This is a genomic window from Halodurantibacterium daqingense (assembly GCF_042666235.1).
GTDB lineage: Bacteria > Pseudomonadota > Alphaproteobacteria > Rhodobacterales > Rhodobacteraceae > Halodurantibacterium > Halodurantibacterium daqingensis.
This window is the reverse complement of the sequence record NZ_JBHTFQ010000002.1, coordinates 431,624-454,475: the sequence shown is the minus strand read 5'-3', so window position 1 is coordinate 454,475 and position 22,852 is coordinate 431,624. Positions and strand designations below refer to the sequence as shown.

The 22,852-nt window shown below is 67.1% G+C and carries 20 protein-coding genes, 2 tRNA genes and 1 pseudogene; 10 read left to right on the top strand and 13 right to left on the bottom strand.

Annotated elements, in window-relative coordinates; translation table 11 throughout:
- Nucleotides 1-81 precede the first annotated feature (81 nt).
- The 4 genes from ACFQXB_RS05565 to ACFQXB_RS05550 all read left to right on the top strand — a co-directional run bounded on the left by ACFQXB_RS05565 (nt 82) and on the right by ACFQXB_RS05550 (nt 2,966).
- On the top strand, nt 82-495 hold the full coding sequence (locus ACFQXB_RS05565; protein ID WP_377400365.1) for an MbcA/ParS/Xre antitoxin family protein: 414 nt from the start codon (nt 82-84) through the stop codon (nt 493-495).
- Complete coding sequence (locus ACFQXB_RS05560) at nt 489-1,187, top strand: RES family NAD+ phosphorylase (protein ID WP_377400362.1); 699 nt, start codon at nt 489-491, stop codon at nt 1,185-1,187. The genes ACFQXB_RS05565 and ACFQXB_RS05560 overlap by 7 nt, the downstream gene beginning before the upstream one ends.
- Nucleotides 1,188-1,433: 246 nt before the next feature.
- A tRNA-Val gene (locus ACFQXB_RS05555) sits at nt 1,434-1,509 on the top strand.
- A gap of 668 nt (nt 1,510-2,177) precedes the next feature.
- Nucleotides 2,178-2,966: a hypothetical protein gene (locus ACFQXB_RS05550; protein WP_377400359.1), complete on the top strand. Its 789-nt coding sequence runs from the start codon at nt 2,178-2,180 to the stop codon at nt 2,964-2,966.
- An 8-nt stretch (nt 2,967-2,974) separates the two neighbouring features.
- On the opposite strand, the gene ACFQXB_RS05545 is transcribed toward ACFQXB_RS05550, so the two are convergent.
- Together ACFQXB_RS05545 and ACFQXB_RS05540 are read right to left on the bottom strand one after the other, a co-directional pair.
- A complete protein-coding gene (locus ACFQXB_RS05545) occupies nt 2,975-3,448 on the bottom strand; it encodes a DUF421 domain-containing protein (RefSeq protein ID WP_377400356.1) in 474 nt (157 codons plus the stop codon).
- A gap of 31 nt (nt 3,449-3,479) precedes the next feature.
- A complete protein-coding gene (locus tag ACFQXB_RS05540; RefSeq protein WP_377400353.1) occupies nt 3,480-3,806 on the bottom strand; it encodes a hypothetical protein in 327 nt (108 codons plus the stop codon).
- A 161-nt stretch (nt 3,807-3,967) separates the two neighbouring features.
- On the opposite strand from ACFQXB_RS05540, the gene ACFQXB_RS05535 reads away from it, so the two are divergent.
- Nucleotides 3,968-5,149, top strand: a complete 1,182-nt coding sequence (locus ACFQXB_RS05535; RefSeq protein WP_377400350.1) for a LysR family transcriptional regulator — start codon at nt 3,968-3,970, stop codon at nt 5,147-5,149.
- Nucleotides 5,150-5,417: 268 nt separating this feature from the next.
- On the opposite strand, the gene ACFQXB_RS05530 is transcribed toward ACFQXB_RS05535, so the two are convergent.
- Nucleotides 5,418-6,305 carry an NAD(P)-dependent oxidoreductase gene (locus ACFQXB_RS05530; RefSeq protein WP_377400347.1) on the bottom strand — a complete coding sequence of 296 codons (888 nt, stop codon included), beginning with the start codon at nt 6,303-6,305 and terminating at the stop codon, nt 5,418-5,420.
- Nucleotides 6,306-6,396: 91 nt separating this feature from the next.
- Nucleotides 6,397-7,458 carry a 4-oxalomesaconate tautomerase gene (locus ACFQXB_RS05525; RefSeq protein WP_377400344.1) on the bottom strand — a complete coding sequence of 354 codons (1,062 nt, stop codon included), beginning with the start codon at nt 7,456-7,458 and terminating at the stop codon, nt 6,397-6,399.
- A gap of 16 nt (nt 7,459-7,474) precedes the next feature.
- Between ACFQXB_RS05525 and ACFQXB_RS05520 the strand changes: the two genes are divergently transcribed.
- Nucleotides 7,475-7,597, top strand: coding sequence for a hypothetical protein (locus tag ACFQXB_RS05520; protein WP_377400341.1), 123 nt, complete (start codon nt 7,475-7,477; stop codon nt 7,595-7,597).
- Here ACFQXB_RS05520 and ACFQXB_RS05515 read toward each other — a convergent pair.
- From ACFQXB_RS05515 to tgt, 7 genes are all read right to left on the bottom strand, one after another.
- Complete coding sequence (locus ACFQXB_RS05515; RefSeq protein WP_377400338.1) at nt 7,594-8,265, bottom strand: 4-carboxy-4-hydroxy-2-oxoadipate aldolase/oxaloacetate decarboxylase; 672 nt, start codon at nt 8,263-8,265, stop codon at nt 7,594-7,596. The genes ACFQXB_RS05520 and ACFQXB_RS05515 overlap by 4 nt on opposite strands.
- Nucleotide 8,266: 1 nt before the next feature.
- Nucleotides 8,267-9,223, bottom strand: a complete 957-nt coding sequence (locus ACFQXB_RS05510; protein ID WP_377400335.1) for a VOC family protein — start codon at nt 9,221-9,223, stop codon at nt 8,267-8,269.
- Between the two features lie 2 nt (nt 9,224-9,225).
- Nucleotides 9,226-9,960, bottom strand: coding sequence for a PIG-L deacetylase family protein (locus ACFQXB_RS05505; protein WP_377400332.1), 735 nt, complete (start codon nt 9,958-9,960; stop codon nt 9,226-9,228).
- A 408-nt stretch (nt 9,961-10,368) separates the two neighbouring features.
- A tRNA-Val gene (locus ACFQXB_RS05500) sits at nt 10,369-10,443 on the bottom strand.
- A 1,145-nt stretch (nt 10,444-11,588) separates the two neighbouring features.
- Nucleotides 11,589-13,994 carry an endopeptidase La gene (lon, locus tag ACFQXB_RS05495; protein ID WP_377400329.1) on the bottom strand — a complete coding sequence of 802 codons (2,406 nt, stop codon included), beginning with the start codon at nt 13,992-13,994 and terminating at the stop codon, nt 11,589-11,591.
- Between the two features lie 175 nt (nt 13,995-14,169).
- A complete protein-coding gene (locus tag ACFQXB_RS05490) occupies nt 14,170-14,742 on the bottom strand; it encodes a hypothetical protein (protein WP_377400326.1) in 573 nt (190 codons plus the stop codon).
- A gap of 42 nt (nt 14,743-14,784) precedes the next feature.
- Entirely contained in the window at nt 14,785-15,915 is a 1,131-nt protein-coding gene (gene tgt, locus ACFQXB_RS05485) for a tRNA guanosine(34) transglycosylase Tgt (RefSeq protein ID WP_377400323.1), read from the bottom strand.
- Between the two features lie 90 nt (nt 15,916-16,005).
- Between tgt and rimK the strand changes: the two are divergent.
- Together rimK and ACFQXB_RS05475 are read left to right on the top strand one after the other, a co-directional pair.
- Nucleotides 16,006-17,418, top strand: a pseudogene (gene rimK, locus ACFQXB_RS05480) (30S ribosomal protein S6--L-glutamate ligase).
- A 58-nt stretch (nt 17,419-17,476) separates the two neighbouring features.
- Complete coding sequence (locus ACFQXB_RS05475) at nt 17,477-17,842, top strand: SUF system Fe-S cluster assembly protein (RefSeq protein ID WP_377400320.1); 366 nt, start codon at nt 17,477-17,479, stop codon at nt 17,840-17,842.
- Here ACFQXB_RS05475 and tspO read toward each other — a convergent pair.
- Nucleotides 17,835-18,311, bottom strand: coding sequence for a tryptophan-rich sensory protein TspO (gene tspO, locus ACFQXB_RS05470; protein ID WP_377400317.1), 477 nt, complete (start codon nt 18,309-18,311; stop codon nt 17,835-17,837). The genes ACFQXB_RS05475 and tspO overlap by 8 nt on opposite strands.
- A gap of 107 nt (nt 18,312-18,418) precedes the next feature.
- Between tspO and ACFQXB_RS05465 the strand changes: the two genes are divergently transcribed.
- Both ACFQXB_RS05465 and tpiA read left to right on the top strand, forming a co-directional pair.
- The gene (locus ACFQXB_RS05465; RefSeq protein ID WP_377400314.1) at nt 18,419-18,775 is read left to right on the top strand and encodes a HesB/IscA family protein; all 357 of its coding nucleotides are present in this window, start codon (nt 18,419-18,421) and stop codon (nt 18,773-18,775) included.
- 1,217 nt (nt 18,776-19,992) lie between these two features.
- On the top strand, nt 19,993-20,739 hold the full coding sequence (gene tpiA, locus ACFQXB_RS05460; protein WP_377400311.1) for a triose-phosphate isomerase: 747 nt from the start codon (nt 19,993-19,995) through the stop codon (nt 20,737-20,739).
- A 1,096-nt stretch (nt 20,740-21,835) separates the two neighbouring features.
- Here tpiA and ACFQXB_RS05455 read toward each other — a convergent pair.
- Nucleotides 21,836-22,438 carry a superoxide dismutase gene (locus ACFQXB_RS05455; RefSeq protein ID WP_377400308.1) on the bottom strand — a complete coding sequence of 201 codons (603 nt, stop codon included), beginning with the start codon at nt 22,436-22,438 and terminating at the stop codon, nt 21,836-21,838.
- Nucleotides 22,439-22,852 lie beyond the last annotated feature (414 nt).

The following is a 22,852-nucleotide window of genomic DNA, read 5'->3' as shown; positions in this document are numbered from 1 at the left end:
GACGCCGCATCACCGCGGGCAACACTGTCATGTCTTGCCTTTTGGCATAAAATGCCTATCTTGATGCCAAAGGAGAGCGCCATGCAATTCGCCACCGTGCAACCCGTCGCCCCAAGCCCCGGAGTTCCAGCGATCACGGATGCCGAGGCCGCCGCGCTCGCCCGTGCCACGGTAAACCTGTTCCGCAAATGGCAGCTGAGCGATGCCGAGGCGCGCGTGCTGCTGGGCGACATGTCGCCGCGCACCTGGGCGCGCTGGAAAGAGGGCAATATCGGCCGGATCGACCGTGATCTGCGCGCGCGGATGTCGATCCTGATGGGGATTCACAAGGCCCTGCGCTACCTGTTCAGCGATCCCGCGCGCGGCTACGCTTGGATCCGCAGCCCGAGCGCCGCGCTGGACGGCCAAAGCGGGCTGGACATCCTTCTGCGCGGCGAGATCACCGACCTTCTGGATCTGCGCGCCTATCTGGATGCCGAGCGTGGTGCATGGTGACAGCGCCGTCACAGCGGGTGAACTGGCCGCGCAGCGTGCGCATCATCCGCACCATCCATCCGCCGATCGACCTGTTCGAAGACATCGCCGACCCCGCCGACTGGGAGGCGCTGGCCTCGGCCGAGGCCAAGTTCAACCCCCGGCTGCGTGACAGCATCGGTGATCTGTCAAAGGTGCCCGTGGCGCGGCGGGTGTCCGGGCCGGGTGCGAGCTGGCTCATGGCCCCCTTCGTCCATTGTTCGCCCCTGCGGCCGGGGCGGTTCAGCGACGGCAGCTTCGGCCTTTACTATGCCGGAGACAGCACCGAAGTCGCCATTGCCGAAACCGTCCATCATCACAGCCGCTTCATGCGCGCCACCAACGAGGCGCCGGGCTGGACGGCGCAGTTCCGGGAACTGATCGGAACGGTCGATGCCGATCTGGACGATGTTGCAGGGCTGGGGGACCTGCTTCACCCCGAGGATTACAGCGCCTCCCAGCGCTATGGGGCGCGGCGGCGCGCCGAAGGGGCAAACGGGATCACCTGGCCCAGCCTGCGCTACGCCGGCGGCCGCTGTATCGCCGTCTTCTGGCCCGACGTGATCCCGATCCCGGCCCAGGGGGCGCATTTCGCCTATCACTGGAACGGCGAGCGGGTGGATTTCATCAAGCAGATCGACACCGGCGCGGTGATGGCGGTTCTTCCCGGCTGATCCGGTCCGTCGATTGCCGCGGCAGGATCCCGGCCTGTTGCAACGCCACCTCCAGCCGTAACAGGGGCCGGCTGGGCGCTTCCTTTCCGGATCCCGTCCCTGTGCCGCAGCGCGGTCGCTGCGCAGGGGCGGTTGCCACGCGGCCCGCCGACGGCCCGCACCCCTCCTGCGGATCGCCGCGCGCCGAAAGCCTGACGCATCGCCCCTTGCCAAAGCTTGCCGCCCGGTCTAATACCCGCCCGCGTCGGGTCGTTAGCTCAGTTGGTAGAGCGTCTCGTTTACACCGAGAATGTCGGCGGTTCGAATCCGTCACGACCCACCATCCTCTCCTGGCCAGAAGGGTGAACCCCCCGGTTCCGCGGCCACGTCAGCTGAAGCATCGTGGCAGGTCTTGCCCGCACCAGACCAAGGGTCGGATCCTCGCCATGCGAAGCGCACAAACGCGCCGGCACCTCCGGCAGCGATCCGCCGGGCAAGGCGCCCGCTGTCCGATTCACCTGACGGCGCTGCGCCGCGCCCTTTCAAGTGCGAGCGGGAAGCGCAAGCCGCCCGCCGGGCCCCATGCGGCAGAACGCCTTATCCTGGGTCATGACGCGACCTTTTCGCGAGGAACGCATTTGGTGTCTGCGCCAAATGCGGTCGCTTCGGCGATCCAGAATCCCCCGGGCGCCCCAGGACAGCCGGGCCGGACCGGGGCGGGTTCGTGCCCGTTCCGCCCGAGGAAACCGGCAGAGACCGCAATCCCTTGGCGCAGGCGTCTTCTCCCCGTGCCCGTTCACCGGCCCGGCAGGCAGGCAGGCAGGCCGCAGAGCCACAGGCGGCGCGCGGCTGATGCGGACGCGACAGCACCCCGACCGCAGCTGCGACCCCTGCGGGCGATCGCGCCTGTTCCGGCCTTCCGGCACAGGGGGCGCAGAGATCCCGGGCGGCCAGAAACGCATTCCCCTGCCCCGGCTATGGCTCTATACTGCGCCGGACCAGGGGGCGCGCGTGACCGATCAGAGCATCATCCTCTACAGCACCCCGACCAGCGGCACCGGCTCGCTCGTGCGGATCATCGAGGCCCTGAACGGCGGACGCATGACCTTCGTGCGCTATTTCCGCGACGTGCTTCAAGGCCTCTCGCGCGAAGAAATCGAGCGGACCGTTCCGCCGAAGACCGGTCACATCCTGCTGCACAACAGCGCCGGCCGGTTCAACCGGAAGATGCCACTGGCCGATTACCGTTTTCTTGTGAACTTCCGGGATCCGCGCGACCGGCTCTGCAACATCTACCACTGGCAGTTCAGCCACCCTGCCGCCCATGAAACGGAAGCCGAAACGCGGGCCCGCCGCGAACGGGTCCGCGCTCAGGGGATCGATGCCTGGATCCTCTCGCGGCTCGAAACCCCGGCCGAGCGGCGCTTTTACGACACCTACTTCTGGTTGCTGGAACAGGCCCCGGCTGAAAATGTGCTTCTTGCGACCTATGCGCGGTTGTGCTGCGATTTCGACGGGCTGATCGCCAGCCTGATCACCTTTACCGGCTTCACCCCCGATGCCCGCTGCGAAAAGGCCCTGGCGCTGGAGCGGCCCGAGGCGCTTGCCGGCAATCCACGCTGGATCGGCAACAAGTGGGAAGGCAGCGACATCCTGCCCGGACGGCACCTTCACGAGCTTCAGCCCGAGACGATCGCGCAGCTCAACAGCTATTTCGCGCCCGTCTTGCGCAAGATGGCGCGCCATGATCCGCAGTTCGCCGATCAGTATCTGGCTGGCGTTGCGGCGCGCGATGCCTGACGCGGGCCTCAGGTCACCACGCTGAGCGATCCATCGGTTTCCAGAACCACCAGGCGAACCTGCGACAGATCGCCGACCCCGTGCTGGCGCAGCGCCGCATCGACTTCATCGCGCGTGACCCGGGCCTGCCGCATGGCACCGGGAAGATAGCTTCCGTCGCGCACCAGAAGGCTCGGCTCGCTTTTCACCAGACGGCGCAGCGTGGGCGACCGCACCGAACCCCAGGTGATGACATATTGCAGAAGGACCAGCAGGCCCAGGGCGGCAAGCCCCTCGAGCAGCGGCACGTCACGATCCAGCAGCACCGTGGCAAGCGTCGATCCCAGCGCGACCGTCACCACCAGATCGAAGGCGTTCATCTTGCTCAGGGTCCGCTTGCCGGTCAGCCTCAGCAGCAGCACAAGCCCCAGATAGGCCAGCGTGCCCACGGTCAGGATCCGCAACGGGCCGGACCAGCCGTCGAACAGGATCGCCCCGCTCATGTGGCAACGCTCGGGCACCAGGGCGGCACCATCACGGCGCCGGATCGGCAAGGCGCGTCAGTTCCGAACAGTCCAGCCACCATTCCTGCGCGGCGGCAACGCCCCGCAGATCATCGATCAACCCGCCATCCTGCTGTGACAGGTCGATCAGGCACAGGGACCGCCCCGAGGCCTCAAGCTGCGCGATGCCGATGGGGCGGCAATCGTCGGGCTGAATGCTGCCATTGCTCTCAAGAACCTGTTGCAGGCTCTGCTGGCTCTCACAGGCCATTGCGGTTTCCTGAGCCAGGACCGGTGCCGCAATCAGAGCTGCCCCCAGGGCAATGCCGGCAGATGCGCGATGATAAGGGATCTTCATTCGTGCCTCCTCTGTCTGACAGGGGTCAACCGTGGTGTGCGGGATCGGTTCCGGCTGCGGGCGGTGGGGCCTTCCCCCCTGCCCTGTGCCGGGTGATTGCAGAGCCGCCGCAAATGGCGCATTCAGGGCCCGATCCCGATGCAGAGAGGGCAGAGCCGATCATGGCCGCCGGAACCGAACCTTCGCCCCCCAGTATCCGCCATTTGCGGATGTTCCTGATCCTGGGTCGGACAGGGTCCGCCACACGCACGGCCGAACTCTGCCACGTGTCGCAACCCGCGGTCACGCAGGCCATGGCCAAGCTGTCGCGCCAGACCGGACATGCGCTGTTCCTGCGCAACCCGCATGGGCTGTTCCTGACCGAAGCCGGCGAGGTTCTGCACCATCGGGCCGCGCGCGCGATCGCGCGGCTGGATCAGGTGATGTCGGAAATGGCGCGCCAGATCCGTTTCCAGGCGACCTGGCCGCAACTGGCGGCGCTGGTCGCGGTGTCCGAGGCCGAGAGCTTCACGCTGGCCGCGCATCGGCTGGGGCTGGCACAGCCGACGGTGCATCGCGCGACCACGACGCTGGAACAGGCGGCGGGCACGGTATTCTTCCAGCGCACGGCCCATGGCCTGATCACCACACGGGCAGGGTTGCAGCTGGCACAGGCGGCGCGGCTTGCCCTGGCCGAGCTTGAACAGGCGCGGGCGGATCTGGGCAACCTCGAGGGGCGCGAGGTGGGCCGCATCGTGATCGGCGCGCTGCCGCTGTCGCGATCGGGCTGGCTGCCACGCGCAATTCTGGCCTTTCGCCGGCAACGCCCCGCCCTGCCCCTGCAGATCATCGACGGCCGCTATGACGAACTGCTGCTGGGCCTGCGCCGGGGCGACATCGACCTGATGCTGGGCGCGCTGCGCCTGCCCAGCCCGATCGACGACATCCACCAGGAACGGCTGTTCGATGACGAGGCCGCCGTGGTGGCACGCCGGGGCCATCCGCTTGCTGCGCGGGCAGGACTGACCTTCGAGGATCTGCGCGGCTTCCCCTGGGTGATGCCCCGCCGCTCGACCCCGCTGCGGGCGGTGCTTGATGCGGCGCTGGCCGACAATCCGCCGCTTGACGTGGTCGAGACCTCATCGGTGAGCCTCTTGCGCGAGATCCTGCGCGACAGCGACTATCTCGGCGGGCTGTCACGGATGCAGGCCGAGGTCGAGGCCGAGACGCTGAGCATTCTGCCGGTGGCGCTGGAAAACGCGCGGCGCGCAATCGGTGTCACCACCCGCGCCGATTGGGAACCCACCCGCGCGCAACGCGATTTCCTCAACCAGCTGCGCCAGACGGCCGCCGGCATGTCCTGACCGCCAGCGCGCCCGGTCTCTTGTGGCCGCAAAGGCCGTCAAGCGCCTGCGCAATCGCCCCGTTTCGTATCTGCAGCGGTGCGCGCGGCCGGGGCGCCGGCGCCCGCCGGCATTCCCGGATGCCGAATTCCGGGCCGTGTCTGGTCGGGAGGGGCTCCGCTTCCCCCGCAAGCCGCCCGGGATGCCAGACCTGAAATCGCCAAAACCGGCATCCGGCAGATCCCCGAGGCGACGTGCGAACGCATCGTCCTGGCCGGACCGGCTGCGCCTAAAGCCGCTTCAGGATCGCGTCGGCCCGGTCGGCGAAGGCATCCTCGCCCGCCGGCAGCGCCAGATCCCCGATCCGCTGCTGCCAGTCGGCCGTGGCCGAGGCGACACCGTTGGGAAGGCCCAGTTCCGTAAGCGTCACTGCGACCTCGCGCATCTCGGCGGCGCGGCGCTTGCCGTGCACCATCATCCGTTCGAGATTATAGGCGGCCTGGTTCGGCCAGTCGATTCCGGGGTTCGAGGCCTGAAGCGATTGCAGCACCCGCTCTTCGATCCCGGCGCGGCGGGCAGCGAGAAGGCATTCGGCGGTCAATGCCTCCATCCCCTTGATCATGACCGAGCGGATCATCTTGATGGCCGATGCCTCGCCGACGGTTTCCCCCACCGGCTTCGCCACCATCCCGAGCCGTTCGAGCAGCGCGCCAGCCTTCCCGACATGAGGCCCCGCGATCAGCAGCGGCGTGCGATGCAGCCGCGGATGAACCGGAGCCATGATCGCCACATCGACATAGCGTCCGCCCGCAGCCTCGACCAGCTGGGCCGCCTTGCGCTTGGCGCCCGGCGAACAGCTGTTGCCGTCGAACCAGAAGGCCCCCGGCGCCAGACAGGGCGCCGCCTGTTCGGCAGCACGCACCGCCTGGTCGGCGGTCACAAGACAGAATACGGCCTCTGCACCCGCCAGAGCCTCGGCACGGGTCGCAGCCGGGGCGACGCCCGAACGGCGCATCCGTTCGAGCGGCAGGGTCTCGGTCTCGGGATTGTCGCATTTCTCGTCATAGGCCCGGGCATGGGCCGTGAGTTCGCGCCCCCAGCCGGTGGCAAAGGCTTCGGCGGCCTCGCCAAAGCCGATGAGGCCGAGGCGGAGTGTGTCGGTGACCGTGACGCTCATGGTGGTTCTCTCCTCGTCATAGCTGTGCCGAGCCGCGCCGCAAGGCACACCGGCCCGGCGCTTCCGCGCCACGCCTGGCTGTGTGGTTCCGTCAGCGCGGAAACACCCTGCCGTCGAACAGCTTTCGCGCCGTCCGGATCGTGCCCGCCCGCAACACCTTGCCCTCGGCATCCCGCTCCAGCCGCACCTCGGCCGCGCCGCCGGGATGTTCGACGGCGAAGAGGTCGGTCGGTGGCAACTGCGCAACCTCGGCGGCGGGGCTGCCTGGAAGGGTGCAGGCGGTGGCGACGCTGACCGCCGCGAACACGCCGATCGAGGTGTGGCAGCGATGCGGGATGAAGCTGCGCGTCGCGATCACCCCCCCTGCCGTCGGTGGCGAGACAAGCGTCATCTTCGGCACGCTTTTCGGGGCGACATCGCCCAGGTTCATCATCGGACCGGCGAGCAGCCGGAGATGTTCCACCCGCTCCCGCAGAGCCGTGTCGGCTTCCAGCGTGGCGGGGGTTTCCTGGCCGGTCAGACCCAGATCAGCCGCGCGCAGGATCACGCAGGGCATACCGTTGTCGATCAGGGTGCAGGCGATGCCATCGATCATGTCAACCGTGCGCCCCGTGGGCAGCAGCGCCCCGCACATCGATCCTGCAACATCGCCGAACATCAGCGGTATGGCGGCGTGGTGGCCCGGGACCCCGTCGATTGCCTGGTCGCCGCGATAGGTCACGCGCCCGCCCGGAGTCGGAACGACCGCCGTGGAGACCTCGCCGGTGTTCAGCATGTGGATCCGAACCGGCGTCGTGCCCTCCTGCGCGGGGACCAGGCCACGTTCGACAGCCGCCGGGCCGACGCCGGCAAGGATATTGCCGCAGGCCTGGGCATCCGAAACCAGCGCCTGATCGACGAAAACCTGCAGGAACAGGTAATCGACATCCGCATCATCGCGCGACGAGGGCGACAGGATCGCGACCTTCGAGGTCAGCGGATCGCCGCCGCCGATTCCGTCGATCTGCCGCGGATCGGGCGAGCCCATGATCGCAAGCAGCAGCGCCTCGAGGGCGGCCCGGTCCGCGGGCAGATCCCGGGCCAGGAAATAGGCACCCTTGGATGTGCCGCCCCGCATCCAGAGGCAGGGGATGCCGGTTTCATCGTAACTCATCGTCCGCAACTCCGCTTTGCCGCGCCATGATCGCCAGACCCAGACCCAGACCCAGACCCAGACCCAGACCCAGACCCAGACCCAGACCCAGACCCAGACCCAGACCCAGACCCAGACCCAGGAACGGGCCGGAACCTAGATGTAGCGCAAGCCCTTTTCTTCCAGCCGCCGGCGCATGTCGTAGATGTCCAGCCCAAGTTCGCCCGCAGCCAGGCGTTGCCGCTTGGCCTCTTCCGCCGCAACACGCTTGCGCGCCGCGGCAAGCACCTGATCGGCATCCGCGCGACGCACGACGCAGACGCCATCATCGTCGGCGACGATCACGTCGCCGGCCTCGATCATCTGGTCCCCGCAGACCACGGGAATGTTCACGCTGCCCAGCGTTTCCTTGACGGTGCCCTGCGCGCTGATCGCACGGGACCACACCGGAAAGCCCATTTCGGTCAGGTCGCGCACGTCGCGCACGCCCGCGTCGATGATCAGGCCCCGGCAGCCGCGCGCCATTGCGCTGGTGGCAAGCAGATCGCCGAAATAGCCGTTGTCACAGGGGCTGGTCGGGGCAAGCACAAGGATGTCACCCTCTTTCAGCTGTTCGATCGCCACATGCAGCATCCAGTTGTCACCCGGGGGCGCACTGATCGTCACCGCGCTTCCGGCGATCCGGGCGCCCGGATAGATCGGACGCATGCGGGATGAAAGGCAGCCGACCCGGCCCTGTGCCTCGTGAACCGTGGCCACCCCGGCCTCGGCCAGCCCCTCAATGGTGTCGGTCGCCGCGCGTTCGATGTTCTGGACAACAACACCCATGTCAGTGCTCCTTTCCGAGTGGCGGGGTTCCATGCGTGTGGAAGGTTTCGATGGTCTTGAGCCCCCAGGCCTGGCCCTTGCGACGCTCGGCCTCGGTCCAGACCACCGGTTGCCAGTCGGGGGCAAGGATCAGCCGCGCCCCGGCATTGGCAAGCTCGACCCGGTTGCCCGCGGGTTCCCAGACGTAAAGGAAGAACGTGCCCTGGATCGCATGCTTGTGCGGCCCGGTTTCGATATGGACACCATTCTGCAGGAAGATGTCGGCCGCGCGCAGGATATCCTCGCGCTGGTCGGTGGCATAGGTGACGTGATGCAGGCGCGCGTGGCCGCCGCCGTGTTCCTCGGTGCAGGCAAGGTCATAGGTCTTGTTGTTGATCGTGAACCAGCAGCCGCCGATGCGGCCATTGTCCAGCTGGATCATCTCGGTGACGCGGGCACCAAGACAGGTTTCCATGAAGCGCCGGAACTCGGACACATCGGCGGCCAGAAGGTTCAGGTGATCCAGACGCCGCGGCGGCGCACCGGTGAAGGCCGAAGCCGTGTTCTTGAGCGCCGGCCGCTCCGCCGCCTCTTGCGGCCGATACCAGGTGGTGTCGTAATAGATCTCGAACACATGGCCGAACGGATCCTCGAAGCGGAAGGCCCGGCCATGGCCCGGATCGCCCTCGACCCAGCCGTGCACCTTGTAGCCAGACGCCTCGATCACGGCCACGCGGCGGGCCAGCGCCTCGGGGCTTGCGGCGCGATAGCCGATATGGCCCACGCCGGTCCTGTCGGCGCGGGTCAGCTTGAGCGAGTGGTATTCGTAGTCATCCCAGGCACGAAGCCAGGCGCTGTTCTCGTCCTGCCCCGACAGCTTCAACCCGTAGATCCGGGTAAAGAAATCAAGGCTTTCCTCGAACCGGTCGGTCAGCATCTCGACATGACCAAGATGCGCGATGTCGTGGCACGGTTCCATGATTACAGCTCGTCCACGGTGCGCGGGAAGACCGACTGGAAGCCCTCGGCATATTTCGCCTTGCGCCCGCCCGACTGCCCGCCGGAATTCCGCATGAAGTGGTTGGCACGGTTTTCGGCAACGCGGGTGTAGTAGTCCCACAGATGTTCCTGGCCGGCCATGCATTCGATCGCCGCGCGCTTGCGGTCCCAGACCGGCGTGATGTCAAGGAAGGTGTCGGGCTTCCAGCCCATCTGCTCGGTCTGATGCGGCTCGAACAGGTAAAGCTGCGGCGCGCCCAGCACCTTTTCCCCGGGGTTATGTCCCCAGGCCTGCGCGATCATCCGGCATTCGAGCGCCACCTGCGTCGCATACATGTGGTCGGTGTTGTAGGGATCGAACTGCGAATGGCTCAGCATGAAGCGGGGCTGCACCTTGCGGATGACATCGACCAGCCGGAACTTGTCTTCCTGTTCCAGGTGCAGGGGATAATCCCCAAGGTCGAACTCGACCAGATCATGCACCCCAAGCGCCTTGGCCGCCTGTTCGGATTCCTTGCGGCGCGCGTCCTTCACGCGGTCCAGCGTCATTCCGGGCTCTTTCCACAGCTTGGCGGATTCACCGCGTTCGCCGAACGAGAGGCAGACCACCGTGACATTATACCCCGTCTGCGCATGCAGGGCGATGGCCCCGCCGCAACGCCAGACGAAATCGGCGGCATGGGCGCTGATGACGAGCGCCGTCTTGCTGTCGGACATGTGTTGACCTTTCAGATGACCTTTGCGACAGCTTGGCATCCCGCGGTTGCAAGGTTCAATTCAGAAAACCAGCGCGCGCCATAACATTATGCTATAGACACGGAAGTATCCGGATCCGCGGATGGAGCGCGGCAGCGCCCCGGTGACCAAGCGGTCAGCTCGTGCCGAAGGGCAGAACGAAAGGGCAAGGCGGACAGGCAGGTCAGTGCGGGCGGGATCGCTGCATCGCTGCCGAAGTCATCGTTCCGGTGATGTCACCGCAAAGAGATACGAACCCCTGGGAACTTCCAAGCCCGCAATGCGCAGATGATCCGGCCGCAGCCGTCGACACTCCGGTCCCCGGGAAGCTGCGAAAGCTCGAATGAACCTTCGAGAAGTTCGCAAGTTTCAGTCGACCCGTGGAATGGATGGTGGGTGATAAGAGATTCGAACTCCTGACATCTTCGATGTGAACGAAGCGCTCTACCACTGAGCTAATCACCCTCGGCGCCGTCTTTAGCGCCAGTCGTTCCCGGTCGCAAGCGAAAATCGCAGCGCAGTCACCGGTTGGTCCGGGGATATTGGACCCGCAGTCTGGTGTCAGCGGCAGGTCATGCGGGGCGCCACAGCCTGCCACAGGGCACCCGCCGAGCTTGCCCCCCTCGTCGTGAAGAACGGGCAACGCCTCCGCCATCGGAACAGCCCCCGCCGCAGGGTCGCCACCGCAAGTGACGGCGGAGGCCGAGGGGCCGGCGCCGTCCCCTGGTCGGCGTCCCGCCCTCTGCGCAGGATTGCAGGGGACCACGTTCTGGCGGCCCGCAACGACGGCCCGCCGCCGCCGAAGACACCCGATCATCCGGCTTTCGGCCGCGGCGAGGCGCCAGCGGATACCAGATCCGCCGCCTCGGAACCCTTGCGGCCCCTGGCAAACCGGCATCGGCAGGTTCGAGCGCGGGCGCGTCGTTGACACCGTCGCCGGTCATGGCCGGGCCCCGGACCCGGGCTTTTGCCAGCACGACATCAGCACGATGCGAGGTAACGGATAAACCGGCCAGCCCTGAATACTGTGACGAAGCTGATGGTCCGCCGGGGTGCCAACAAGCCGGCCATCCGCAGCCCGAAGCAGGACAATGGGCGCGGGATCCTGCACCGGCGAAGAGATCAGGGGCGGGAAGTCGGCCCGGCGTTGCCAGATCCGCGCAGACGACGAAAGGCGCGCCCGCCGTCAAGCGACGCGAACCGGGTCTTTCCCCGGCGACATGTTCCCGGGCCGAAAACCGCCTTTGCGCTGAAAGAAACCTGCCAGGCCCTCGGACCTTCCGGCAGGGGCCTCTGGCTGCCGCTGGACAAAGGCGCGAGAGGCGCTCAGGGCGCCCCGCTGCGGATGGTCCTTGCGCATCCAGGGCGGCCAGGCAGATGGTCCGAAACACTCGCTGGTCGCGCAAAGCCCCATCCGAACGAAAAGACCCGGCGAACCGGGCCCTGGCAGAAGTGGGGTCAGTGCTCCGCCAGAGGCGTTCAGGGGCGCTCCGCTGCGAACCTTGCGTATTCGCGCCGGCAGACAGCTGTTCTGAAGCATTCGCTGGCAGCGCACGTCAGCAACAAGAAAAAAGGGCCCGGCGAACCGGGCCCCTGGCAGAAGTGTAGGGTCAGTGGGCAGTCTGTGCCGCGCCCTGGCTTTCGCTGCGGCGGGCGGCAAGCGCGGCCTCCTCGGCCGCCTCGTCCCATTCCACCGGTTCGGGCTGGCGCACCAGCGCATGTTTCAGCACCTCGCGCACGTTGCTGACGGGGATGATCGTCAGCCCTTCCTTCACGTTATCGGGGATCTCGGGCAGATCCTTGGCATTGTCCTCGGGGATGAGCACGGTCTTGATACCGCCCCGAAGCGCCGCCAGAAGCTTCTCCTTCAATCCGCCGATCGGCAGCACATTGCCGCGCAGCGTCACCTCGCCGGTCATCGCGATGTCCTTGCGGACCGGGATGCCCGTCAGGACCGAGACGATGGAGGTCACCATCGCGATGCCCGCGCTCGGCCCGTCCTTGGGCGTCGCGCCTTCGGGAACGTGGACGTGGATGTCCAGCGTCTCGAACTTCGGCGGTTTTATCCCGAGTTCCGGGCTGATCGAGCGCACGAAGCTGGAAGCCGCGTCGATCGACTCCTTCATCACGTCGCCCAGCTTGCCGGTCGTCTTCATCCGGCCCTTGCCGGGCAGGCGCAGCGCCTCGATCGACAGAAGCTCGCCGCCGACGCTGGTCCAGGCAAGGCCCGTCACGACGCCGACCTGATCTTCCTTCTCGGCCAGACCATACTTGAAGCGCTTGACCCCAAGGAACTCTTCCAGACGTTCCGGCGTCACCTCGACCGTTTTTGCCTTGCCCTTGATGATCTCGGTCACGGCCTTCCGCGCGAGTTTCGCGATCTCGCGCTCAAGGTTCCGAACCCCGGCCTCGCGGGTGTAGGTGCGCACCATCTCCGTCAGCGCCGCGTCCGTCACCGAGAACTCGCCCTTGCGCAGGGCATGGTTCTTGATCTGCTTCGGCACCAGGTGCTGCTTGGCGATCTCGCGCTTTTCATCCTCGGTGTAGCCCGAGAGCGGAATGATCTCCATCCGGTCCAGAAGCGGCCCCGGCATGTTGTAGCTGTTGGCCGTGGTCAGGAACATGACGTTCGACAGGTCATATTCCACTTCCAGATAGTGATCGACGAAGGTCGCGTTCTGTTCGGGGTCAAGCACCTCGAGCATCGCGCTGGCCGGATCGCCACGGAAGTCCTGCCCCATCTTGTCGATCTCATCGAGCAGGATGAGCGGGTTCGTGGTCTTGGCCTTCTTCATCGCCTGGATGATCTTGCCGGGCATCGAGCCGATATAGGTCCGGCGGTGGCCGCGGATCTCGGATTCGTCGCGCACGCCGCCAAGGCTGATGCGGATGAACTCGCGCCCCGTGGCCTTTGCCACCGATTTGCCCAGCGAGGTCTTACCCACACCCGGAGGGCCAACAAGGCAGAGGATCGGCCCCTTGAGCGTCTGCGACCGTGCCTGAACGGCCAGGTATTCCACGATCCGCTCCTTGACCTTTTCAAGGCCATAGTGGTCGCGGTCCAGAACCTCCTGCGCCTTGTTCAGGTCTTTCTTGACGCGGCTTTTCACGCCCCACGGGATCGACAGCATCCAGTCGAGGTAGTTGCGCACCACCGTCGCCTCGGCCGACATCGGCGACATCGACTTCAGCTTCTTGATCTCGGCCTCGGCCTTTTCGCGTGCCTCTTTCGACAGCTTGGTGTTCTTCACCCGCTCCTCGAGTTCCGCGATCTCGTTCTGGCCGTCCTCGCCGTCGCCCAGCTCCTTCTGAATGGCCTTCATCTGCTCATTCAGATAGTACTCGCGCTGGGTGCGCTCCATCTGCGACTTGACGCGGGTCTTGATCTTCTTCTCGACCTGCAGGACCGAAACCTCGCCCTGCATCAGGCCATAGACCTTTTCAAGCCGTGCGCTGACGTCGAGCGTTTCCAGAAGCTCCTGCTTCTGGGTGACCTCGACGCCCAGATGGCCGGCGACCAGATCGGCAAGCTTGGCCGGATCACGGGTTTCCGTGACGGCGGCCAGCGCCTCTTCGGGGATGTTCTTCTTGATCTTGGCGTAACGCTCGAATTCCTCGCCGACCGAGCGGAGCAGCGCGGTGACGGTTTCGGCATCGCCTGGCACTTCTTCCAGCAGGGTCGCGCGCGCCTCGAAGAACGAGTCGTTCTCGATGAAGTCGTCGATCTTCACCCGCGCGCGGCCTTCGACCAGCACCTTCACGGTGCCGTCGGGCAGCTTGAGCAGCTGCAACACATTGGCCAGCACGCCGGCGCGATAGATGCCATCGGCGGTCGGATCGTCGACAGCCGGGTCGATCTGGCTGGACAGAAGGATCTGCTTGTCATCGGACATGACCTCTTCGAGGGCACGCACCGACTTCTCGCGCCCGACGAACAGCGGCACGATCATGTGCGGAAACACAACGATGTCGCGCAGCGGCAGGACGGGATAGCTTTGTGCGAGAGGTTCTTGCATCGTTTTTCCTTATAGTGGCAGGAAGGCTCCGGCCCCGGTCATCGGCAGCCCCGGCCTCCCCCGGACTATGGCATATCTGGGGGTTTGACCCGCCGGATTCAACCAATCCCGGTGACAGCTTCGTGACACCATGCCCGCACCCGTTGGCACGGGCAAGACGCCTTTGCAAGAGAGGCTAACGCAGAAACCGGCTGACCACCCGCGCAACGCCGGCGGTGCCGTCGGGGGCGCTCAGATCGGCGGTGGTGACGCCATAGATCGTGCCCGGATCCGCGACAACCAGGAACAGGCTGAACTCCACCCCGCCCTCGGCATCCTCGAGCCGGCCCTCGGTGCGATAGCGCGGCAGATCGGCCAGCGGACAGGGCAGGCCCAGGCCATAGGCAGGATCGGCGAAGACCTCCGCGGCCGGCAGACTGGCCTCGCCGGGCATGGCGAGATCCCAGTCCTCGCCCTCGGCGGGGCGCAGCTCGAATTCGGCCGGCGTATCGGGTGGGGTCAGGAACAGCCGCCCCGCATCGGCGCGGAAACTGGCAAGGCCCCGAACCCGTTCGGGCATGGCAAGCGCCTCGCCCTCGACCACCGCGAGGCCGGAAAGGGCTTCGCTCTGCCAGCTTCCGGCGACAAGCGGGGTGACGGTTGCGGGCCAGTTTTCGGGGGGAAGACCACAGAAATCCTCGGTCTGGGCCGCCGCCGGGAAGGCAGCCAGCAGCGCAAGCGGCACAAGGCGGAACATCGGGATCGGCATGAAACGTCCTTTCGGCATCGCCTGCACACCGGGCCGCGAGCCCTAGAGCGGGTCGATATCGCCCCCGGCGCGCAGGGCATGGAAATCGGCCACGAAGCCGGCCAGCCGCCCCTCGGCGATGGCGTCACGCAGCCCCTGCATCAGTTCCTGAAAGTAATGCAGATTGTGCCAGGTCAACAGCATCGAGGCGATGATCTCTTGCGCACGGTTGACGTGGTGCAGATAGGCACGCGAATAGTTCCGGCAGGCGGGACAGGTGCACTGTTCGTCCAGCGGGCGCGGATCGTCCTGATGGCGCGCGTTGCGGATGTTCACCACGCCGAAGCGGGTGAAGGCCTGGCCCGTCCGCCCCGACCGCGACGGCAGCACGCAATCCATCATGTCGATGCCGCGTTCGACCGCGCCCACGATGTCATCGGGCTTGCCGACCCCCATCAGGTAACGGGGCTTGTCCGCCGGCAGCATCTCGGGCGCGTAGTCGAGAACCGAGAACATCATCTCCTGCCCCTCGCCCACGGCAAGGCCGCCCACGGCATAGCCGTCGAAACCGATCTCGCGCAGCTTCTCGGCGCTTTCGGCGCGCTGGTCGCGATAGATGCTGCCCTGCTGGATCCCGAACAGCGCGTGCCCCGGACGGTCACCGAAGGCGTCGCGCGACCGCCGCGCCCAACGCATCGACAGCTCCATCGAGCGCCGCGCCGTGGCCTCGTCGGCCGGATAGGGCGTGCATTCGTCGAATGCCATCACGATATCCGACCCCAGCAGCGCCTGGATCTCCACGCTGCGTTCGGGCGTGAGCGCGTGGCGCGATCCGTCGATATGGCTTTTGAAGGTCACGCCCTCTTCGGTCAGCTTGCGCAGGCCCGCAAGGCTCATCACCTGGAACCCGCCCGAGTCCGTGAGGATCGGCCGCTCCCAGTTCATGAAGCGGTGCAGCCCGCCCAGCCGCGCGATCCGTTCCGCGGTGGGGCGCAGCATCAGGTGATAGGTATTGCCCAGAAGGATATCCGCCCCCGTCGCGCGCACGCTTTCGGGCAGCATCGCCTTGACGGTCGCCGCCGTGCCCACCGGCATGAAGGCCGGCGTGCGGATATCCCCGCGCGAGGTCGTGATCACCCCCGTCCGGGCCCGCCCGTCGGTGGCTGTCACATCAAAGTTGAATTTCTTTGTCATCTGGTATCTCTGCGCGTCCTTCGGGCCGCAGCCCTTTTAGGCGATTCCCCGGCAAAGCCAAGGGCCCCGCCCTGTCAGAGAGAAACGATGATGAACGACGCGACCCCCGGCATGGCCGAGTCCTTCCGCCTCGGCTGGGAGGAATGGCTGTCCCTTCCCGGCCTCGGGCTGCCCGCGCTCAAGGCCAAGGTGGATACCGGGGCGCGCACCTCGGCGCTGCATGCCTTTGATATCGAACCCTTCGGCCCCGCGAAGGCGCCGCATGTCCGGTTTTCGGTCCATCCGATCCCGGGGCGCACCGATCTGGTGATCCCCTGTTCGGCCGAGGTGATCGACCGGCGCGAAGTCACAAGTTCGAATGGCGAGACCGAGTTCCGCTTTGTCATCCGGTCAGATATCGCGATCGGCACGCGGCGCTGGCCGATCGAGCTGACGCTGACCGATCGCGGGGCGATGGCCTACCGGATGCTTCTGGGCCGCTAGGCGCTGTCTGACGATGTCGTGATCGTGCCCGGCGAAAGCTTCTGCCAACCGCAACTGTCCTATGATGTCTATCACTCGGCGCAGATGGCGGCGGCGGCGCCTGCCCGCACGCTGCGCATCGCCGTGCTGTCCCGCGAAGGCGGCGCCTATTCCACACGCCGCATCGTCGAGGAGGGCGAGGCCCGCGGCCATGTCGTCGAGATCATCGACACCACGCGCTGCTACATGGCGATCAACGCGCTTGCGCCCGAAGTTCACTATGACGGCGCCCGCCTGCCCCGCTTCGACGCGGTGATCCCGCGGATCGGCGTTTCGGTCACCGCCTATGGGGCCGCCGTCATGCGACAGTTCGAATCCATCGGCACCTTCTGCGTCAACAGCGCCGAGGGGATCCTCGCCAGCCGCGACAAGCTGCACGCGCATCAGATCCTGGGACGCCACCGGATCGGCATGCCCGCCACGGCCTTTGCCTCCAGCCCCAAGGATACCGACAACCTGATCGCGCTTGCGGGCAATGCGCCGCTGGTGGTGAAGCTTCTGGAAAGCACCCAGGGCAAGGGCGTGGTGCTGGCCGAAACGAAGAAGGCCGCGCAATCGGTGATCTCGGCCTTCCGGGGGCTCAAGGCGAATTTCCTTGTGCAACAGTTCGTGAAAGAGGCGGCGGGCGAGGATATCCGTTGCCTTGTCATCGGCGGGCGCGTGGTGGCCGCCATGCGACGCCGCGCCGCCGAGGGCGAGTTCCGGTCAAACCTGCATCAGGGCGGATCGGCCGAGCCGGTGCGCATCACCCGCGAGGAACGCGACACTGCCATCCGTGCGGCGCGCGCCTTCCGGCTCAACCTTGCCGGGGTCGACATGCTGCGGTCTTCCGAAGGGCCGAAAGTGCTTGAAGTGAACTCCTCGCCCGGGTTCGAGGGGATCGAAAGCGCCTCGCGCCGGAATGTAGCCGCCGCGCTCTTCGACGAGATCGAGAAGCGCGTGCGCCCCGCCCCTGCCCCCCGCAAGGTTCCGCGGCGCTGAGACTTTACGCTTCCCGGCTCTTTCCCTATATATTCGCTCAACCATGAGCGAGGCATCCATGACCGTTCCAGCCGCCGAACCCGTCGAGGGCACCCCCCTGATCCGCCCCTCGACCACCGATCATCCGCTTTACGATCAGATCGTCGAAGCCTGCCGGACGGTGTTCGACCCGGAAATCCCGGTGAACATCTACGATCTGGGCCTGATCTACACGATCGAGATCAGCCCCGAGAACGAGGTGGACATCACCATGACCCTTACCGCCCCCGGCTGTCCGGTGGCCGGCGAAATGCCCGGCTGGGTCGCCGATGCGGTCGAGCCGCTGGCCGGCGTCAAGCAGGTGAACGTTCAGATGACCTTCGAACCCCAGTGGGGCATGGACATGATGAGCGACGAGGCCCGGCTGGAACTGGGCTTCATGTAACCTCGGCGGGGCGCGGGTTCAGCCGCCAGATCGCGGCATTCAGCGCCCCCGCATAGCTGACCCAGCCCAGATAGGGCAGCATCAGCAGCCCCGCGCGCCAGTCGATCTGCCAGAAGGCCACCAGCGTCGCCAGCACCAGCCCCCACAGCACGACGATGACCCCCAGCGCCGCCCGCACCCGGTGCAGCCCGAAGAACACCGGCGTCCAGAGCGTATTGAACGCGATCTGCGCCGCCCAGAGCGCAAGCGCCAGCCCGACCCCGGGCTGGCCGGACTGGCCCGCGACCAGCGCCGCCGCCGCCGACATGGCGATGTAAAGCAGGCTCCAGGCCACGGGGAAGGCCCAGTTGGGCGGGGTGAAACCGGGTTTTCTGAGCGCCGCATACCAGCGACCCGGCGGAAACAGCACGCCCGTTGCGGCCGAGGCCCCACAGGCCAGAAGAAGGATGCCGAAGGTAATCCAGTCCATGCCGAAGCTCCTGCCCGCCTGCCATATCGCAGCGCCAGTGCCGCCCCCGCTTGCCGGGCCGCCTGACGGTGACTACATTAGGCTTCGAAACGCGAAGGAAAAGAACCATGTTCGGCATTCCCGGAAAAGCCCCCGTCACCCTCACCCCTGCGGCGGTGCGCCAGATCTCGCGGCTGATGGAACGGCAGGGCGTCTCTGGCCTGCGCATCGGCGTCAAGAAGGGCGGCTGCGCGGGAATGGAATATACGATGGACTATGTCTCTGACGTCGATCCGATGGACGAGGTGGTCGAACAGGACGGCGCACGCGTCATGATCGCCCCCATGGCGCAGATGTTCCTGTTCGGAACCGAGATCGACTATGAGACCATGCTGCTGGAAAGCGGCTTCAAGTTCCGCAACCCCAATGTGGCCGAAGCCTGCGGCTGTGGCGAGTCGATCAAGTTCAAGGACGCCGAAGCCTGAGTTTGCGCGGGTTGCAGAGCGGCGGGACGCGCTGATCCGCCAGGGTCGTTTCAGGGTCGGCCCCGCCTGCCCCCGCAAGGCATGATCGGACATGGCAACCGCGACATGGCGGTTCGGCCTTCCCTCCGCTCCGGCTCCCGAACGATCCGCATGTTCAGGGCATCGTCTGACCCGTCCCGCCCGGCACCATCGCGAACCCGGCGCGCGCACCCGGCGAAAATGACCCTGCGCAGCCGATACAGAACCTGTGGCTTGTCGCGCGGTCACCGGGCCGGACGTCGCCAGTAAAATGCGGGCGGTTGTGCCCGCGTCATCCGAAAATGCGCCTCCTCGGTCGCTGCCGCATCCGGCAGCCCAGCGGTTCTCTGGCGTCGGCCAGTGCCGCACGCGGCCTGGGGCATCAGGCGGCCCTGTTCTTTCCTGCGCAGCGCCCCCGGAAACCGGAGGCGCCGGGGCGCGCGCCGGCTTGCCGCTTCCGAAGCTCCGCACCTCTCACCACATCCCGCCCCGCCAGCCCGAAGCGCGCCTGTGCGTGACAAGCCCCGGGGGCGCCCGCACGGAGAGGTCTGCCCATCTTCCGACCTCGGGCACCCGTGGGCACGGTTTGCCCGGGCCAGGCCCGCGACGAAAACGCACCCGCCGGATGCATGGCCCTTCGGACCGCCAGCCCCGGCCCGGTCGCATCCCGCCGCCGGCCCGCATCGCGCCGGATCGGCACCGTCGCCTGACCTATCGGGCCGCCGCAGGTCGCCGCAGGTCGCCAGGGCGGTTCCGCATCTTCAGCGGCGTCCGCGTCCGGCGCGCGCCTGCCCTGCCTGCCTCGGACCCCTGCGGGCAGGCCGGCCATGCCGCAGCCAGGGCGCCACGACGCCGGTCCGCCATTCTCTCGTTCCCCGACGGATGCCTGCGACGGCACATCCGAAACCCGTGCCGCGGAGCTGTCGTTCCGCAGGAGACCGCCGCCCGGCGCCATGACACGGTCGTCCGCAAGCGGCACCCGAAAGCGGCTCGACCCTGGCCCGGGGTGCCCGGCCGCATCCGCTCGACATGGACGGCCCGATGTGGCGCCACGGCGCCGCAGCGCGCCACCCGATCCGCGCGCCTTCCCGCGGCCGCAGCGCCGGATCCTGCCATTGCCCGCCGGACACGACAAACCGCCTTTACCCCCGCGCGCCCTTCCCCTATCCCTTTTACAGGATTACCAGAGGGAGAGACGAATGGCCCGCAAGCTTGCCGCCGGCAACTGGAAGATGAACGGTCTGGCCGCTGACCTGGCCGAGATCGACCGCCTCGGCGCCATGCTTCCGGACAGCGGTTGCGACGTGCTGATCTGCCCGCCGGCCACCCTTGTCGCCCGAATGGCGGAACGGGCGGGAGCGCGGATTCTTGTCGGCGGGCAGGATTGCCACGCGGCGTCCTCGGGCGCACATACCGGCGACATCTCGGCCGCCATGTTACGCGATGCAGGCGCAAGCCATGTGATCCTCGGCCATTCCGAACGACGCGCCGATCACGCAGAAACCGATGCGGCCGTGCGCAGCAAGGCGCTTGCTGCGCAGGCCGAGGGCCTCGTCGCCATCGTCTGTGTGGGCGAGACCGAAGCACAGCGCGATGCCGGTCGCGCCGTCGAGGTCATCGCCAGCCAGCTTGAAGGCGCCCTTCCCGATGATCCCGCGCTCCTGGTGATTGCCTATGAACCGGTCTGGGCGATCGGAACCGGGCGCACCCCCACGGAAGCCGAGGTTGCCCAGGTTCACTCCATGATGCGCGCGACACTGGCGCGGCGGTTCGGCGCGGCGGCGGACGGTGTTCCGCTGCTCTATGGCGGATCGGTCAAGCCCGCCAACGCTGCCCAGATCTTCGCGATTGCCGATGTGGATGGGGCCCTGGTGGGCGGCGCCTCGCTGAAAGCGGATGAGTTCGGCGCCATCGTTTCGGCCCTGGCCGCCGCGGCCAAGGGCTGAAAAGGCCGCGCGCAGCCAGTGCAGACGCCGGAACATGGCGGACCGGCCAGTTCATCGGCAGGGTCTCTGCCCCTGCGACAGCAGCGTCAAGCTTCCAGAGCACCCGCGCTCCGCCGACCCGCCGCGCGAGGCGCCGACGCCGCAGGTCGCTGCTCGCCCCGCCCGGCCAAAGCCGTGACAGAGAGCCTACGGCCGCCCAATGGACGCGCCTGCCGCGAACGGGCGGCGGCAGGCCGCATCCTTCACCAGCCGGCGCCTGCAGCGCGAGCCTTCCGGCCGACCGCCGCAGCCACGCCTCGACGCCGGGGCTGGCAGGCTGTCGCAATGGCCGCATGTGCGCCGGCGGCAGGCCCGTGTCACGAACAACTGCGCGGCGCGGTGTCCCGCGAAGGGGGCCGCAGGCTCTCGAAATCGCGGCAACGCGCACCTGTGCCACGAATCGCTGCGCGTTGGGTTGCACCGCGAGGGCTGCACGGCGGCCCCCGGGCAAGATCCCCGGGCTTCTGGCCGACTCCTGCCAATACCCCCAGGGTTGGCACACCGGTCGCCCCGCCCCGCCGTGCCGGCCGCGGACAACCGCCGGCACCCCGAAGCTGGTGCTTTCGCTTCCCCCTCGCCTGATGCGCGCCTCGCCATCCGCGGTGCCGCGGCCTTGCCTCTCGCGCCATCGCCTGCCGCATCCACGTGGCACCAAAGGTCAGAAGCCTTGATCCCGGCGGACAGGCGGCACCGTGCTGCGGGTGCCAGATCCTGTTGATTTCGGAAGCTTCCGCAGCAGGATTGTCCGGCTGTGCTCGGGGCCGGGCGTGGCGGGTCCCTCCCGCGATCCGGCGCTTCCCCGCTACCCCGGCCATTTTCGGCGCCCGATCAGCGGCCACGGCCTTGCGTCACACAAACGCCCGGCAGCACCGGGCCCCCGAAGCTGCGGCAGGCCACGCTCGGCCCCGAAAGCCAGCGCGCCATGCGCCCCGGCCCGCCAGGCAAGCCGGCCCATGAGCCGCCTTATCCGGAGCCAGGTTGCCCAACACGAAGCCCCGCGCCGGCGGCGCGGGGGTGAGATATCGCCTGGCCGGGCCCTGGCCCGGCCGCCGCTGGGTCACGCCAGCCGCGCGGAGACATTCTCCCAGTTCACGAGCTTCTCGAGGAAGTTCGACAGATAGGCCGGGCGCTTGTTGCGGAAATCGATGTAATAGCTGTGCTCCCAGACGTCGCATCCCAGAAGCGCCGTCTGACCGAAGCAGAGCGGGTTCACGCCGTTCTCGGTCTTGGTCACCTTCAGGCTTCCATCCGTATCCTTCACCAGCCAGGCCCAACCCGAACCGAACTGGCCAGCACCGGCCGCCGAGAATTCCTCCTTGAACTTCTCGACCGAACCGAAGGCCTCGGTCAGCGCCTTCTCAAGCTCGCCGGGGATCTTCTTCTCGCCCGGACCCATCATTTCCCAGAACTGGTTGTGGTTCCAGTGCTGGCTTGCGTTGTTGAAGATGCCGTTCTGGGCGACCGCTCCGGGCTGATAGGTTCCCTTGATGATCTCCTCAAGGCTCTTGCCCTCCCACTCGGTCCCGGCGATCAGCTTGTTGCCGTTGTCCACATAGGCCTTGTGGTGGATGTCGTGGTGATACTCCAGCGTCTCCCGCGACATGCCCAGATCAGCCAGGGCATCGTGGGAATAGGGAAGATCAGGAAGTTCGAAAGCCATCGCGTGTTCCTCTCGCGCTAGATGTGGTCCTAGGGAATAAGGCGGCTCGTCCGGCCAAGGTCAAGGCTTGGAACGCAATTCGCGACCCGTTTCCGCCGGTCGCTCCGGGGCCGCGCCTCGGCCGGGCCGCGATCCTGGCCCCGAAACCGGCCCCGTGCCAAGGACGCGCGCGTGGCCCTCTGTGCTCCCTCCGCTCGGCCGGGCCGCCGGACGGGACAGGTCGAAAGCGGGATCGGAAGATCGGGCGATCCGGCACCCTTGCCGCCCGAGGGCCGCCGCCCCGAGTTCGTGCCACGACGGGGGCGCGGCAGCGCCAGGGGAAGGCGGCTCGCCGGACGGCGCACGTGGACCTTTCCTTCAGACTGGCGTCGCCCACGAGCCTTGCCGGCACGGCCGCGCAAGCAGGCGAGCCGA